This is a genomic window from Micromonospora sp. NPDC005291 (assembly GCF_040607415.1).
Taxonomy (GTDB): domain Bacteria; phylum Actinomycetota; class Actinomycetes; order Mycobacteriales; family Micromonosporaceae; genus Micromonospora.
In genome coordinates this window covers 1-14,886 of record NZ_JBEXGR010000016.1, presented here as the reverse complement: position 1 = coordinate 14,886, position 14,886 = coordinate 1, and the positions used below count along the sequence as shown (strand labels likewise).

Sequence of the window (14,886 nt, the reverse complement as noted above, 5' to 3'; positions counted from 1 at the left end):
GGACCGTCCCGCATCGACCACCTGCTGCGTGTGTTGTTCCACTGATCCCACTGAACCGAATCGACGCTGCCCGGCCGCTGCCGGGCGCGGCCAACCGATGTCCCCCCGGCACAAGATCGGTTCAATCTAGCCCTGTCACCTCGACGGCAGAAGGGGCCGTTGCACCGACTGGTCCGTCCCCCGCCGGGCTGACGACGCTCCAGCGGCGAGCGACCCGCACGGTCAGTCGGTGCCCGGCGCGGGTCGTGCTCTGGCCCGTCGGCCCGGCACCGGAACCAGGCTGAGATAGAGCCGTTCCAACTCGCGGGCAGCGGTGTCCCAGCTGTATATCCCGGTCACCCGGTCGCCCAGCGCCACGGCACCGGCCCGTTCACCCGCGAGGTTGGCGAGCAGCGCCGTCAACACCCGGACCAGGTCGTCTTCGTCGCCGTCGCGGAACAACCGCCCTCCAGGGGCATCGGACTCCAGCACCTCGACGTGCGGCGCAATGTCGCTCGCGACCACCGGCAGCCCGTACGCGGCCGCCTCCAGCAACGTCAACGGCAGTCCTTCCAAGCGGGACGGCTGGACGAAGCCGGCGGCGCTGGCGTACAGCTCGGCGAGCAGGTCGCCGTAGGCGAACCCGGTGAAGACGATTCGATCATCCCCTTCGGCCTCACGGCGCAACCTGTCCACGAAGTCGTCGGTGAACGACGACCCCCCGACGATCGCCAGCCGCATCCGGGTGTCGGTCCGGCGGAAGGCCCGGATCAGCAGGTCGGCCGCCTTCTCCGGGACCAGCCGGCCGACCAGCAGCAGGTAACCGCCGGGGGTCAGCCCGAACCGGGCCTCGATCTGACGGGTCGGCACCGGTTGGGCCGGGTTCACACCGTTGGGGATGTAGGTCGTGGGCCGGCCGAACCTGGTCTCGTAGTGGACGGCAAGCCCACGGGAGACCGCGACCCGCTGGTGCGGGACGTACCCGCTGAGCCAGTGGGCGCTTCCCAGCACCGTCCGGGCGGCGAGCCCCCACTTGCCTCGCTGGTTGTCCATGCCGTGCACGGTCAGCACCACCCGGGCCCGGGAGAACCAGCGCGGCATCGGGGCGACCAGGCTCGGCCCGAGGCCGTGGTAGTGCACGATGTCGGGCTGCTCGGTCATCGCCGCCATGGTCGAGGCGGCCGCGTGGACGATGGCGTCGAGGTGCTTGCTCGCGATCGTGCGGACCTGGCGCAGCCGCACGCCCCGGTAGGCGTTGGCTGGCGTGTCGCCGTAGCTCTTGCGGCAGTAGACGGTGACCTCGTGCCCGTAGGTGGCCAGCCGACTGGCCATCTCCTCCACGTGCCGCTCGATCCCGCCGTAGGTCGCCGGCATCCCCTTCTGGCCGATCATCGCGATCCGCAGAGGACGCCAGTCGGCGCCTGGTCCAGCGGCGCTCGGTCCAGCCGGCCGCGCGGGAATCACCCGCCCCACCGGAACGCTCTCACCCCGCTGCCGGGGAATCGCAGGACTTCCAGCGTCCTGGTCCAGCTCCTCGGCCTGCAGGTCGGGATGGGCCACGATGACTCCCTGCGTGACTAGGTCCGCGCCCGCCGCCCGGGCAGATCAACACCTTGCCACGAACAGGCCCGTCCGCCAGCTGATCACCCAGATAAAAAATTCATCAGTGGGAATCGTTACCCATGGAATGTCATCCGGATGACATCGAGGTGGACGGTGGTGGCGTCTGCGCCTTCCTCCGGCCCTTCAGCACGGTGAGCACGACGGAGATCGCGGCGGCGACGCCGACGCCGGCCCAGAGCAGCGGGTTGGTCCGCAGGTCTTCGGGCAGTTGCTGACCGAGGACGAAGACGCCCATCGCCACGACGAACCAGCCGAACGCCTTGCGCAGGATGTCCGCCGGGATCCGACCGGTGAGCCGTCCACCGGCGAGGCTGCCCGCGATGGCGGCGACGGTGACCGCTGCCGCGAGGCCCCAGTTGATGTGCACACTGGACAGGTAGCCGGCCAGGCCAGCGATGGACTTCATGGAGATGACCACCAGCGAGGTGCCGACCGCGACCGGCATCGGCAGGCCACCGAGCAGCGCCAGGGCGGGCACCACCAGGAAGCCACCGCCCGCGCCGACCAGGCCGGTCACCAGTCCGACCACCACACCGTCGAGGATCACCCGTAGCACCGGCAGCTCGTGCGGCACCGCCCTGCCGTCGGCGTTGCGCCTCCCGCGGATCATCGCGACCGCGGTGGCGAGCATCATCACGGCGAACCCGGTGAGCAGGAATTCGGCCGGGACGAACTCGGCCAGGCGGCCACCGGCGTAGGCGCCGGTCATGCCGGCGAAGCCGAAGATCAGGCCGGTGCGCCAGCGCACCCGATGGGCGCGGGCGTGCGGAATGACGCCCACCGCGCTGGTGGCGCCGACGACAAGCAGCGAGGTCGCGATGGCTTCTTTCGCGGGCAGGTCAGCCACGTAGACCAGCAGCGGCACGGCCAGAATCGATCCGCCACCTCCGAGCAACCCGAGACTGACCCCGATCAGCACGGCCAGCCCGATGGTCAGTGCCAGGGTCGGTGTCACACGCGTTCACCTGTCCTGTCGCGCAACTGGCCGACGATGGTGTCCACGTCACAGCTGGCGCCCCGGTTGTACGGCAGTTTGCCGAGCATCATCCCCATGGCGCAGGTGTTGGTGACGGCCGCGAAGGTGAGACCGGCGCCGATGAACGCGGCCACCCATTTCAGCTGCGGCACGAACACCGAGCCGAGAACGCTGACCAGCACGATCGAGCCGGCGACGAGACGAACCTGGCGTTCGAGGTCCCAGCGAGGGGCACCATGTTTGATTGGCGCGTTGGCCGCCTGCCAGGCCATGATGCCGCCGTCGAGGACCTTCAGGTTCGGCAGGCCGACGCCAGCCAGGGTCTGCTGGGCCTGAGTGGCGCGGGCACCGGAGCGACAGACCAGAACCACGTCCTCGTCCAGATGGTCACGCAACTCCTGGCGGTGCTCCTTGAGCAGGTCGAGCGGCACGTTGTAGGAGCCGGGGATGTGCGACGTCTCAAACTCCGCCGGGGTACGCACGTCCAGCACGCGCGGCGCGTGGCCGGAGTCGATCAACTCCCGCAGGCCGGTGGCATCGAAGGTGGCGGGGCGGTTGGTGTCGGAAGGGCTCATTTCTCCTCTTTCACGGATGAGTTGCCAGATGTCACGGCAGGGGGATGCCGGCCGGCACCGGATGGCGCCGGCCGGTGGTTCGGACTGTTCAGGTCAGGCGGCGGTGACCATCTCCAGGCCGGCGGCCTTCGCCTGGTCGAACGTGTCATTGATGACGACCACCTCGCGGCCGGCGTTCGCCAGCAGGGAGGCGGCGGCGGTGGCCCGGTAGCCGGAACCGCAGTGCACCCACACGGCCCCGTCCGGTACGTCGGCCAGCCGCTGGGGCAGGTCCGGCAGCGGAATGTGCACGGCGCCGTCGACGTGACTGGTCCGCCACTCGTTGGTCATCCGCACGTCGAGGACCACGTCCGCGCCAGGCAGACCGGCAGGGACGTGCCCCGCGCGGGCCGCCGCGAGGGCCACGAAGTCCGACATCCGCAGTTCCCGCAGCTGACCGGGATCAGCCGCCCACTGCTCGGCTTCGCCGGTGGCCTGCGCGGCCGGGCGGTCGATACCGATGCGGACCAACTCGCGTTGAGCGTCGGCGACCTGCTGCGGAGTCTCGGCGAGCAGGGTGATCGGCACCCCCCACTCGATCAGCCAACCGAGCCAGGTGGCCATCGGGCCGTCCAGGCCGAGGCTGACCGTGCCGGCCAGGTGCGAGGCGGCGTACGCCTTCCGGTGCCGCAGATCCACCACCCACTCCCCCTCGGCCATCCGCTCGCGCAGTTCGGCGGCGTCGGCGCGGGTCACCGGAGTGAGGTCGACCGGGGCCGGTCCGGCCAGGTTCTGCACGCCCATGTGGGCGTAGTACGCCGGGTAGGCGCCGAGACCGGCGAGGGTCTCGGTGACGAAGTCGTCCGCCGCCAGCTTCAGGACCTGGTTCTTCTCCTTCTCCCGGCCGATCGTCGACTCCGGCGCGTCCGATTGGCTGGCCGAGCAGAAGCTGCCGAATCCGTGCGTCGGCCACACCTCGGCCCCGTCGGGCAGCAGATCCGCCAGCCGTTTCGCCGAGGCGTGCTGGTGGTGGGCCAGCTCGTGGGCGTGCTGCTTACCCAGCAGGTCGGTCCGGCCCGTCGTGCCGAACAGCAGTGACCCGCCGGTGAAGACGCCGGTTGCCTCCCAGCCGGCGCCGGTAGCGACGTCAAGGACGTACGACAGGTGGTGGAAGGTGTGCCCCGGCGTGGCGATCACCCGCAGCCGTAGCGAGTCGGAGACGTCCACCTGGTCGCCGTCGGAGATCGACGTCCGCTCGAATCCGACCTCGTCGGCCGCTGCCACCAGGTAGTGGGCGCCGGTGATCCGGGCGAGCTCCAGCCCTCCCGAGACGTAGTCGTTGTGGATGTGCGTTTCCACGACGTGGGTGATGCGGACGCCCTTTTCGCCCGCGAGGTACATGATCCGATCGAGATCGCGCTGGGGGTCGACCACGATCGCCACCCGCCCGTCCGACGCGAGGTAGCTGCGATCACCGAGCGAGGACGTCGCGACGACGGAAACCTCAACTGTCATGCCCTACTCCTTCCCTTATACCCCCGGGGGTATGCAGATGACACACTGCTGTCTTGTTCTTCACCTACGCGTCGTTACCCGCCCACGCGATCGCTACGCGGCGCGGGCGGTGTGGTCGGACAGCTACCGCTGGGCCTGGATCGAGGCGCAGGTCCGCCGCACTCCCCCCAAAGACCGACCCTCGCCGCTTGATCGACTCCGTTTCGCCGACATTGGGGCGTCCCTGCCGCCAGATACCGCCACGTCGGCGACATGGAGTCGATCACGGGCCTGACAGGGCGGAAGGGCTCGGCACGCCTCAGGCGAGGGCCAGGAAGAGCTTCTCGAGCTCCTCCTCGGTCATCTCCGGCTCCTCGCCACGTTCGCGCGCGGCCCCACAATGCCGCATCCCCGACGCAATGATCTTGAAACCCGCCCGGTCGATCGCCTTCGACACCGCGGCAAGCTGGGTCAGTGCCTCGCGGCAGTCCTGACCGCTCTCCATCATCTCGATGACCGCGTTGAGCTGCCCACGTGCCCGCTTGAGCCTGTTCAGCGCATCCGACGTCATCTCCGGCCGAAGTTTCATCGACACCTCCTGCGTCCAACCATACCCCAGGGGGTATCAGTTCGCCAGGGATGTCCGGAAGGCACCGGCCGGCCGTTGCGCACCTGCTCATGGACGTGCAAATGGCCGACGAGCCCCGGTCAATCGCTGGTGGATTGACCGGGGCTCGTCGGGTGGAGCTGTCAGACGAGGTCGAACCGGTCGAGTTCCATGACCTTGGTCCAGGCCGCCACGAAGTCGTTCACGAACTTGTCGCGGGCGTCCTGGCTGGCGTAGACCTCCGCGAGGGCTCGCAGCTGCGAGTTGGAGCCGAAGATGAGGTCGACCGCCGTGGCGGTCCATTTCACCTCATCGGTGGCCAGGTCGCGGATCTCGTACACGTGCTCGTCGGACTTCGACGCGCTCCACCGGGTGCCCGGGGAGAGCAGGTTGGCGAAGAAGTCGTTGGTGAGCACGCCCGGCTGGTCGGTGAGGACGCCGTGCCGCGTACCGCCCACGTTGGCGCCGAGGGAGCGCAGGCCGCCGATGAGGACGGTCATCTCGGGCGCGGTCAGGTTGAGCATGTAGGCGCGGTCGATGAGCAGCACCTCCGGCTGGGTCTTCTCGCCCGGACGCAGGTAGTTGCGGAACGCGTCGGCGCGCGGCTCAAGGACCCGGAAGGACTCGACGTCCGTCTGCTCCTGCGTGGCGTCGGTGCGGCCCGCGCGGAACGGCACGGTCACCTCGACGCCGGCGTCGCGCGCCGCCTTCTCGACGGCGGCCGAGCCGGCCAGCACGATCAGATCCGCGAGCGAGATCGTCGCGCCACCAGCGGAATTGAACTCCCGCTGGATGCCCTCAAGGGTCTCCAGGACCGTCGCGAGCTGCTCAGGCTGGTTGACCTCCCAGCTGCGCTGCGGCTCGAGACGGAGCCGGGCACCATTGGCGCCACCGCGCTTGTCGGTGGACCGGAAGCTGGCGGCCGAGGCCCAGGCGGTGGAGATCAGCTGGGCGGTCGTGAGGCCGGACTCCAGAACCTTCGCCTTGAGGTCGGCAACGTCGGTGTCACCCACGAGCGCGCCGTTGGCGGCCGGCACCGGGTCCTGCCACAGCTGGGCCTCCGGGACCCACGGTCCGAGGAAGCGGTCGACCGGACCCATGTCGCGGTGCAGCAGCTTGTACCAGGCCTTGGCGAATGCCAGCGCGAACTGGTCGGGGTTCTCCAGGAAGCGGCGCGAGATCTTCTCGTACGCCGGGTCGACGCGCAGCGACAGGTCGGTCGTGAGCATCGTCGGCTTGTGCTTCTTCGACGGGTCGTGGGCGTCCGGGATGATCGCCTCGGCGTCCTTGGCGACCCACTGCTTCGCGCCGCCGGGGCTCGTGGTGAGTTCCCACTCGTGGGCGAAGAGGATCTCGAAGAAGCGGTTGCTCCACTGCGTCGGCACGTCGGTCCACGTCACCTCGAGACCGCTGGTGATCGTGTCACCGCCCTTGCCACTGCCGTGGGTGCTCAGCCAGCCGAGGCCCTGCGCCTCCAGGGGGGCACCTTCGGGCTCAGCTCCCACGTGGCCGTCGGCGACGCCCGCACCGTGGGTCTTGCCGAAGGTGTGGCCACCGGCGATGAGGGCGACGGTCTCCTCGTCGTTCATCGCCATCCGGGCGAAGGTCTGGCGGATGAAGTGCGCCGCCGCCAGCGGGTCCGCGTTACCGCGAGGGCCCTCCGGGTTGACGTAGATGAGCCCCATCTCGGTCGCTCCGACGTCGGCTGCCATCTCCTGCTCGGAGACGTAGCGCTCGTCGCCGAGCCAGGCGTCCTCCGGGCCCCAGAAGATCTCCTCGGGCTCCCAGACGTCCTCGCGGCCGAAGCCGAAGCCGAAGGTCTTGAAGCCCATCGACTCCAGGGCCACGTTGCCGGCGAGCACGAGCAGGTCGGCCCAGGAGATCTTCTGGCCGTACTTCTGCTTGACCGGCCACAGCAGCCGGCGGGCCTTGTCGAGGTTGGCGTTGTCCGGCCAGCTGTTGAGCGGGGCGAACCGCTGCCCACCGTCGCCGGCACCGCCGCGGCCGTCCTGGATCCGGTAGGTGCCGGCCGCGTGCCAGCTCATCCGGATCATCAGGCCGCCGTAGTGGCCGAAGTCGGCCGGCCACCAGTCCTGCGAGGTCGTGAGGACCTCGGTGATGTCCCGCTTGAGAGCCTCGACGTCGAGCTTGGCGAACTCCTGGGCGTAGCTGAAGTCGCCCCCCAGCGGGTTGCCCTTCGGCGACTGGGCGTGCAGCACCGAGAGGTCGAGCTGGTTGGGCCACCAGTCCCGGTTGGTACGCGGGCGACCGCCGGTCTTCGGGGTCGGCGAGTCGATCGCCGGGTTTTCGCTCTCGCTGCCGTGCGCGGTCACCGAGTCGTGCGCGACCGGGCAGCCGGCCGCTTCCTTCTGGTCCACGCCCTGCGCACTCTTGGGGCCGTTGTCCTGGGTGTCGCTCATGTGTTTCCTTCCGAGCTTGCGGATCTCTGGGGCATGCGTTCGGTCGCGCAGTCGGGACAGGTGCCCCAATAGACGACCTCCGCCTCGTCGACCACGAAACCGTGGTCGACCGGGGCGGTGAGACAGGGAGCGTGGCCGACGGCGCAGTCGACGTCGGCGATCGCGCCGCAGGAGCGGCACACGACATGGTGGTGATTGTCCGCGACCCGGGACTCGTAGCGGGCGGTCGCACCGGCAGGCTGGATGCGCCGCACCAGTCCAGCGTCGGTGAGCACACGCAGCACGTCGTACACCGCTTGGTGGGAGATCGTGGGATGATCCGCCCGTACCAGTGCGATCACCGCGTCGGTGCCGACGTGCGGATGGTCGCGCAGCGCGGTGAGCACTGCCAACCGGGGGCGCGTCACGCGCAACGAGACGGCCCGCAGTTGCGTCTCGAAGTCGGACGTCACGGGACGAACACTAGCCCACTTTTCTGGAACGGATCAAGTTTCGTCCGAGACCGTGCACCGCGGCGGCGGACGACTCACCCAGGTTCACCTAGGAGAGTAGAAACAATTCCGAGGGCCAATGTCGAGAACCGGGGACTGGCTCCGTCCCCGAGGTGAACGCGACGACCAAGATGGGTCGCATCAGCACCGAGGAGACCACACGATGGCCAAGTACCTGCTGCTCAAGCACTACCGCGGCGCTCCTGCTGCGGTCAACGACGTGCCCATGAACCAGTGGACGCCGGAGGAGATCACGGCGCACGTGCAGTACATGAACGACTTCGCGGCCCGGCTCGAGACCACCGGCGAGTTCGTCGACGGTCAGGCGCTCGCCCCCGAGGGGACGTTCGTCCGGTACGACGGTGATGGACGCCCGCCGGTCACCGACGGTCCGTTCGCCGAGACCAAGGACCTCATCGCCGGCTGGATGGTGATCGACGTCGACAGCTACGAGCGCGCCGTCGAGCTGGCCGGGGAGCTGTCGGCCGCTCCCGGGGCGGGCGGCAAGCCGATTCACGAGTGGCTCGAGCTGCGCCCGTTCCTGACCGAGCCACCCACCATCACGGAGTGACCGCTCAGCTGAACGAGGCCCTGCTCCGCAGCCTCACGCCGAGCGTGCTCGGGATCCTCGTCCGCCGCGGAGCCGACTTCGCGGCGGGCGAGGACGCCGTGCAGGAGGCGCTGGTCGAGGCGGTCCGCGTCTGGCGGGCCGACCCGCCGCGGGACCCGAAGGGCTGGCTGGTCGCGGTGGCCTGGCACAAGTTCCTCGACGCGACCCGGGCCGACGCCTCCCGCCGCCGACGGGAGGACCTCGTCGACGACGAGCCCGCGCCCGGGCCCACGCCCGCGGTGGACGACACGCTCCAGCTCTATTTCCTGTGCGCCCACCCGTCCCTGACGCCGTCGTCCGCGGTGGCACTCACGCTACGCGCCGTCGGCGGGCTGACCACCCGCCAGATCGCCCAGGCCTACCTGGTGCCCGAGGCGACCATGGCGCAGCGCATCAGCCGGGCCAAGCGCACCGTCTCCGGTGTGCGATTCGACCAGCCCGGCGACGTCGCCACCGTGCTGCGCGTCCTCTACCTGGTTTTCAACGAGGGCTACTCGGGCGACGTCGACCTCGCCGCCGAGGCCATCCGGCTCACTCGGCAGCTCGCGGCCGCGATCGACCATCCCGAGGTGGCGGGGCTGCTCGCCCTCATGCTGCTGCACCACGCCCGGCGCGCCACCCGGACCGCGCCCGACGGCAGTCTGGTGCCGCTCGCCGCGCAGGACCGCGGCCGATGGGACACCACTTTGATCGCTGATGGCGTCGGCATCCTCCAGGCGGCCCTCGCCCGCGACCGGCTGGGCGAGTTCCAGGCCCAGGCCGCCATCGCGGCACTCCACGCTGACGCGCCCACCGCCGAGGAGACCGACTGGGTGCAGATCGTCGAGTGGTACGACGAACTCGCCCGCCTGACCGACAGCCCGGTCGTGCGGCTCAACCGCGCAGTGGCCGTCGGCGAGGCCGACGGACCGCGTGCCGGTCTCGCGGCGCTCGCGGCGCTGAACGACACACTGCCCCGCCACGCGGCGGTGGCGGCGTATCTCCATGAGCGCGACGGCGACCTGTCCACGGCGGCCCGGTTGTACGTCGAGGCGGCCCAGAAGGCCTTCAACCTCGCCGAGCGCGACCACCTGACCCGCCAGGCGGCTCGGCTCAACGCCCTCCGGCGTCGCTGACGGGTCGCAGCCTCGAACCCCGTCGACCCGCGACAACTGGGTGATGGGGGTCCGGAAAATCTCCGGAATTTTCGGCGGCTCCTCCTCCGGTCGTGATCCTCCAACCGAGGCCACGAGGTCGTCTCCGCGAACCCTGATCCACTACTGGCCAGGATGAATGCCGCGCTACGCGAGGTCAACCGCAACCGATGAGGTTGCCGCGGTGTTTCCGGAATTTGTTGACAAGTAGACGGCTGGGTTAATACGGTCGCCATCGACGGCGCTCAATAACCGTCAGTGCCATCCACCGCGACCCGCTCCCCCGGTCGTCGTGCAGGACGACCGGCCAACCACCACCACGCGGTACGACGCCGATGTCCGGTGGCCGTCACCTGGCCGCCGACAGCCTGTCGGGTCGCGCCGCACTGCTGGCCTCCCGCCAGCCGTCCCGAGGAGGAAGCAAGCACATGATCGACACCGACCAGATCCCCACCAGACCGAGGAGGCGCGGCCGCATGCGGCTGCTCCTCGGCGCCACCTGCGCCGCTGTGCTGGCCGTCGTCGGCACGGTGACGGCCACCAACGCGTACGCCGAGGCCGATCGGACGCTCAGCTCGAACCTCACCGGCACGCACAACGGCTACTTCTTCTCGTTCTGGAAGGACAGTGGCAACGCCAGCATGACGCTGCGCGCCGACGGCCGATACTCCAGCAGTTGGGACAGGAGCACCAACAACTGGGTCGGCGGCAAGGGTTGGGCCACCGGCAACCGACGGACGGTCAGCTACTCGGGCAGCTACAACCCGGGCAACAACAACACCTACCTCGCCCTGTACGGATGGACGCGCAACCCGCTCATCGAGTACTACGTGGTGGAGAACTTCGGCAGCTACAACCCGAGCAGCGGCGCCACCCGGATGGGCACGGTCACCACTGACGGCGGCACCTACGACATCCTCCGCAGCCAGCGGGTCAACGCCCCGTCGATCGACGGCAACCAGACGTTCTACCAGTTCTGGAGCGTCCGCCAGCAGAAGCGCAGCAGCGGCACCATCACCACCGCCAACCACTTCGACGCCTGGGCCCGGGCCGGCTTGAACCTCGGCAGCAACCACAGCTACCAGATCCTCGCCACCGAGGGCTACCAGAGCAGCGGCAGCTCCGACATCACCGTCTGGGAGGGCGGTGGCGGTGGCGGTAACCCCACCCCAGCACCCACCACCGGCAACCCGGGAGGCGGCAACTGCAACGCGACGCTCTCCGCCGGCCAGCAGTGGGGCGACCGGTTCAACCTCAACGTCGCGGTCAGCGGCACCAACAACTGGGTCGTCAGCCTCGGCCTCGGCGGCAACCAGAGCCTGCAGAACAGTTGGAACGCCGCCGTCAGCGGCACGAGCGGAACCGTCACCGCCCGACCGAACGGCAACGGCAACAACTTCGGCGTAACGATCATGGCCAACGGCAACTGGACCTGGCCGACGGTCACCTGCCGAACCGGCTGACCCCGACCAACTCCTGATACCGAACGTGTGGCGTGGCAGCCGAGGCTGCCACGCCACACGTAGTACTGCAGTAACTCCCGCCCTAGACCCGCGGCACCGCGGTCCCTCCGGCTGCCGGTACCTCGGCCGCCGGTTCCTCGGCCACCGGTTCCTCGGTGGGGTCCGCCGCTGGTTCCTCCGTCGGCTCCACTGTCGGTGCCGCCGTCGTTCCGCCCGTCGGCGCTGTCACCGGCCCCGCAGGGGCGCTTTCCGACGTGGTGGGCCCGGGTGCACCCACACTGCTCCCGCCTGACGGCGTGGATCCGTCTGGCGTTTGCTCGCCCGCTGGACTGGTCGCCGTCGGGGTCGGTGATCCGGGCGCTCGAACCGGCATACCCGCAGAACCGCGGGTGCCCGGTTCGCCGCCACCGGTGCCAGGGCCAGGTCCCCCCTTCGGCGACACCGACGGCGACACCGCAGGTGGCATCGACGGTCGGCCCGTCGGGCCCGGCATCATTCCGGTGGGATCAGCGAGCACCAGGACGCCAGCCGCGACGGCCAACGATCCGACAAGCACCGCGAGCGCTCTGTGTCCAGGACGGACCGCCCGACTCACCGCACCACCGAGGGCCGGCCGGTGGGCCTGCCGCGTGGTGTGCGGCCCGGCAGCGGCCCTCACCAGCTGGTCGGACGAGTCCGCGAGGGTCTGCGCCGCGGTTGCCATGGCCGCCGCCGTCGGGAACCGGTGGGTGGGGTCCTTGGCCATCGCGGTGGCCACCAGCTGCCGCACCGCTGCGGGAATGCCGTCGGACAGCGGCTGCGGTTCCTCTTCGAGGTGCCGCAGCGCCACCGCAACGGCGTTCTCGCCCTGGTGCGGGGGTCGACCGGCGAGGCAGTGGTAGACGACGGCACCCAGCGCGTAGATGTCGATCGCCGGTGTGGTCTCGTTCTTGGAGACCTGCTCCGGCGCCATGTACAGGGCGGTGCCGACGACCTGGTTCGCCGCGGTCAGGCTCGACGCTTCCTGGGTGACGGCAACGCCGAAATCAACGAGTACGACGTGCCCGTCGGGCTCGATGATCAGATTGTTGGGTTTGACGTCACGGTGGACGACGCCAGCGTCATGCGCCGCCTGCAGGGCGTGGGCGGTCTGCGCGGCGATCGACATGGTTTCGGCCACGTCCAGCTGGCCGACTTCGGCGATCCGCTCGGACAAGGGCTGTCCCTGCACGCATTCCATCACGATGTAGGCGAGGACCGGCGCTCCGGACCGGGACACCTCGCCGTAGTCGTAGACCTGGGCGACGCCCGGGTGACGCAGGGCCGCCATCGCGCGCGCCTCACGGCGGAACCGCTCGCCGAAGCCGGCGTCGGCGACCAGGCGAGTGTGCAGCATCTTGACGGCCACGCAGCGGTCCAGGATTTCGTCGACCGCCCGCCACACTTCGCCCATACCGCCGCTGGCGATGCTTTCGACCAGGCGGTATCGGTCTCCGACGAGGTGTCCCACACTCGGCATAGAGCTTCCGGTACCCCGGACTCGTCGATCTCAAGCAACTGCGTCTCTACCTGTGGCGGCGAACATCCCCCGGGCCGGCCCCGCCGCTGTGCGGCGAGACCGGCTCAACCGGTTGCGAGCCCGATCAGCTGTTCAGCTTCGCGAGCAGGGCGGTGGCCATGCCCTGCTCACCTCGGGCGTTCGGGTGGAAGGGCGCGGCCGCGTTCTGCGGCACCAGGCCCTCGACCCATCGGGTGCCGCTGCTCTTGCACGCGTCGCGGCCGATCGACGGGGTGTAGACGTCCGCGTAGGTGGCGCCGTTCGCGGTCGCGGTGCTGGCCAGCATCGCGTTGAGCGACTTTTCGGTGGCGCGCAGGTAGGGCACGTCCTGGTAGGCGATGGGGACCACGGGCCAGCAGCCGTAACCACTGTCCGGCACGATCGCCGGGTACCCGAGCACCACGACCCGTGCGCTCGGCGCGGCCCGACGGACCGCCTGCAGCACGGCGGTCACCTTCGGCGCGACAGCGGCGATCCGAGCCTGCAACTGGTCGACCCCTCCGGCGGTGTACCGGTTCTTGCAGGGCGAGCCGAGCGGGCTGCTGAGGCTCGCCTCCGCACAGTCGCCGATGATGCCGGAGAAGCCGATGTCGTTGCCACCGATCTGCACCGTCACCAGTGACGTGTTCGACGTGACCGCGTTGACCTGCGGTGGCAGCGCGATGCCCAACGCGCCGCTGCCCCCGTGGAGGATGTCCTCCGTGGTGGCGCCGGAGCAGCTCACGTCGGCGAACGACGATGAGCCGGCGGACGCTGCCACCAGCGACGGGAAGTTGCGGCTGGACCGCAGGCAGTTCAGGTCGACCTGGGTGGGGATCAACGGACCCGAGGTGTACGAGTCGCCCAGCGAGACGTAGCGGCCGGCGGGCACCGCGGCACTGGCGGGGGTGGCAACGGTGAGCAACACGCCGGCGGTGGCCGCGGCGAGCGCGACCAACCGGGTGGCTACCCGCAGGCGGGGCAGGCGGGGACGGGTCATGACGGCTCCAGAGGGGATCATGGTGGTGGTGCCGAGATCCTGCCGTGGCAGACGTCAGACGTCAATATCGATGGGCCTCACTAAAATTCTTTCCGGGGTGTGGGATGGATCCGGGGAGGGCTAGTTCCCTACCGGCACCTGGTCCTTGACCTCGTCATAACCGACCTTGGCCGGCGCCGCGCTCGGCGCGTAGATCGCGCGGATGACACCCGTCGGAAACGCCTCCGTCGCCAACAACCGCAGGTGGTACGCCGCATCGCCCTCGTCGAACAGCTTGCGACCCTTACGCGCCGCCACCGGATGCACCAGCAGGCGCAGCTCGTCGACCAACCCCGCGGCGAGCAGTTGCTGTACCACCGAGATCGATCCGGGGATGAGGATGCCTCGGACGCCGGCATCGGCCTTGAGCGAGGTGACGGCATCGAGGAGATCACCCTGGATCAGCTCCGAGTTGCGCCAGGAGAATTCCAGCGGCTGGCGCGAGACGACGACCTTGCGCACGTCCCCGAGTTGCTTGGCGAACGGCGCGTCGTCCCCACCGGCGGCCTCACGGTCAGGCCAGGCTCCGGCGAAGCTGTCGTAGGTGTCGCGGCCGATGAGCAGCACGTCAGCGGTGTCATAGTCCTCGCTGACGGCGCGACCCATGTTCTCGTCGAAGTAGGGAAAGTGCCAGTCGGGATCAATCTCGGCCACACCGTCGGCCGAGATGAACAACGTGGAGATGACCTTTGCCATCGCGCGGTGGTCCCTTCGAGTCAGGGTGGTGTCGGTAGGTAGACCGGCGCATCATCCCAAACTCATGGGCCATCCACCGGTCCGTACCGATGAATGGTTCGGCGTTTCGACCTCGACGCGATGCCCGAGATCTGCGCAGTCCTCAGTGCGTGCCGCGTGGCGTGGACCCACGGCTCTACGTGGGAAGGGCGGGGTCGGGGTTTGGCCGGGCCCGCCCATCCGGGGGGGGTGGGAAAGGTAAACCCGATAGGTGTTAGGAGTTGGCGGTGGGGGGGTTAGGAAGAG

13 protein-coding genes are annotated in these 14,886 nt (G+C 69.4%); 3 read left to right on the top strand and 10 right to left on the bottom strand.

Going from position 1 to position 14,886, the window contains the following annotated elements; genetic code table 11:
* Nucleotides 1-222 precede the first annotated feature (222 nt).
* The 7 genes from ABZT18_RS21145 to ABZT18_RS21115 all read right to left on the bottom strand — a co-directional run bounded on the left by ABZT18_RS21145 (nt 223) and on the right by ABZT18_RS21115 (nt 8,105).
* Nucleotides 223-1,539: a glycosyltransferase family 4 protein gene (locus tag ABZT18_RS21145; RefSeq protein WP_355252240.1), complete on the bottom strand. Its 1,317-nt coding sequence runs from the start codon at nt 1,537-1,539 to the stop codon at nt 223-225.
* 130 nt (nt 1,540-1,669) lie between these two features.
* Nucleotides 1,670-2,557, bottom strand: a complete 888-nt coding sequence (locus ABZT18_RS21140) for a sulfite exporter TauE/SafE family protein (RefSeq protein WP_354997107.1) — start codon at nt 2,555-2,557, stop codon at nt 1,670-1,672.
* Nucleotides 2,554-3,153: a rhodanese-like domain-containing protein gene (locus ABZT18_RS21135; protein WP_354997106.1), complete on the bottom strand. Its 600-nt coding sequence runs from the start codon at nt 3,151-3,153 to the stop codon at nt 2,554-2,556. Before ABZT18_RS21135 ends, ABZT18_RS21140 begins: the two co-directional genes overlap by 4 nt.
* 93 nt (nt 3,154-3,246) lie before the next feature.
* Nucleotides 3,247-4,647, bottom strand: a complete 1,401-nt coding sequence (locus ABZT18_RS21130) for an MBL fold metallo-hydrolase (protein ID WP_354997105.1) — start codon at nt 4,645-4,647, stop codon at nt 3,247-3,249.
* A 298-nt stretch (nt 4,648-4,945) separates the two neighbouring features.
* The gene (locus ABZT18_RS21125) at nt 4,946-5,215 is read right to left on the bottom strand and encodes a metal-sensitive transcriptional regulator (protein ID WP_354997104.1); all 270 of its coding nucleotides are present in this window, start codon (nt 5,213-5,215) and stop codon (nt 4,946-4,948) included.
* 161 nt (nt 5,216-5,376) lie between these two features.
* On the bottom strand, nt 5,377-7,653 hold the full coding sequence (gene katG / locus ABZT18_RS21120; RefSeq protein ID WP_354997103.1) for a catalase/peroxidase HPI: 2,277 nt from the start codon (nt 7,651-7,653) through the stop codon (nt 5,377-5,379).
* Complete coding sequence (locus tag ABZT18_RS21115; protein WP_354997102.1) at nt 7,650-8,105, bottom strand: Fur family transcriptional regulator; 456 nt, start codon at nt 8,103-8,105, stop codon at nt 7,650-7,652. Before ABZT18_RS21115 ends, katG begins: the two co-directional genes overlap by 4 nt.
* A 202-nt stretch (nt 8,106-8,307) precedes the next feature.
* On the opposite strand from ABZT18_RS21115, the gene ABZT18_RS21110 reads away from it, so the two are divergent.
* From ABZT18_RS21110 to ABZT18_RS21100, 3 genes are all read left to right on the top strand, one after another.
* Nucleotides 8,308-8,715, top strand: coding sequence for a YciI family protein (locus tag ABZT18_RS21110; protein ID WP_354997101.1), 408 nt, complete (start codon nt 8,308-8,310; stop codon nt 8,713-8,715).
* An 8-nt stretch (nt 8,716-8,723) separates the two neighbouring features.
* Nucleotides 8,724-9,869 (top strand): DUF6596 domain-containing protein, encoded by a 1,146-nt coding sequence (locus ABZT18_RS21105; protein ID WP_354997170.1) that lies wholly within the window; start codon nt 8,724-8,726, stop codon nt 9,867-9,869.
* Between the two features lie 494 nt (nt 9,870-10,363).
* Nucleotides 10,364-11,350: a glycoside hydrolase family 11 protein gene (locus tag ABZT18_RS21100; protein WP_355252237.1), complete on the top strand. Its 987-nt coding sequence runs from the start codon at nt 10,364-10,366 to the stop codon at nt 11,348-11,350.
* Between the two features lie 82 nt (nt 11,351-11,432).
* On the opposite strand, the gene ABZT18_RS21095 is transcribed toward ABZT18_RS21100, so the two are convergent.
* The 3 genes from ABZT18_RS21095 to ABZT18_RS21085 form a co-directional block, all read right to left on the bottom strand.
* Complete coding sequence (locus ABZT18_RS21095; protein WP_355252233.1) at nt 11,433-12,848, bottom strand: protein kinase; 1,416 nt, start codon at nt 12,846-12,848, stop codon at nt 11,433-11,435.
* A gap of 124 nt (nt 12,849-12,972) precedes the next feature.
* The gene (locus tag ABZT18_RS21090; protein ID WP_354996515.1) at nt 12,973-13,866 is read right to left on the bottom strand and encodes an SGNH/GDSL hydrolase family protein; all 894 of its coding nucleotides are present in this window, start codon (nt 13,864-13,866) and stop codon (nt 12,973-12,975) included.
* Nucleotides 13,867-13,986: 120 nt separating this feature from the next.
* Entirely contained in the window at nt 13,987-14,601 is a 615-nt protein-coding gene (locus ABZT18_RS21085) for a dihydrofolate reductase family protein (RefSeq protein WP_354996516.1), read from the bottom strand.
* Nucleotides 14,602-14,886: the final 285 nt, after the last annotated feature.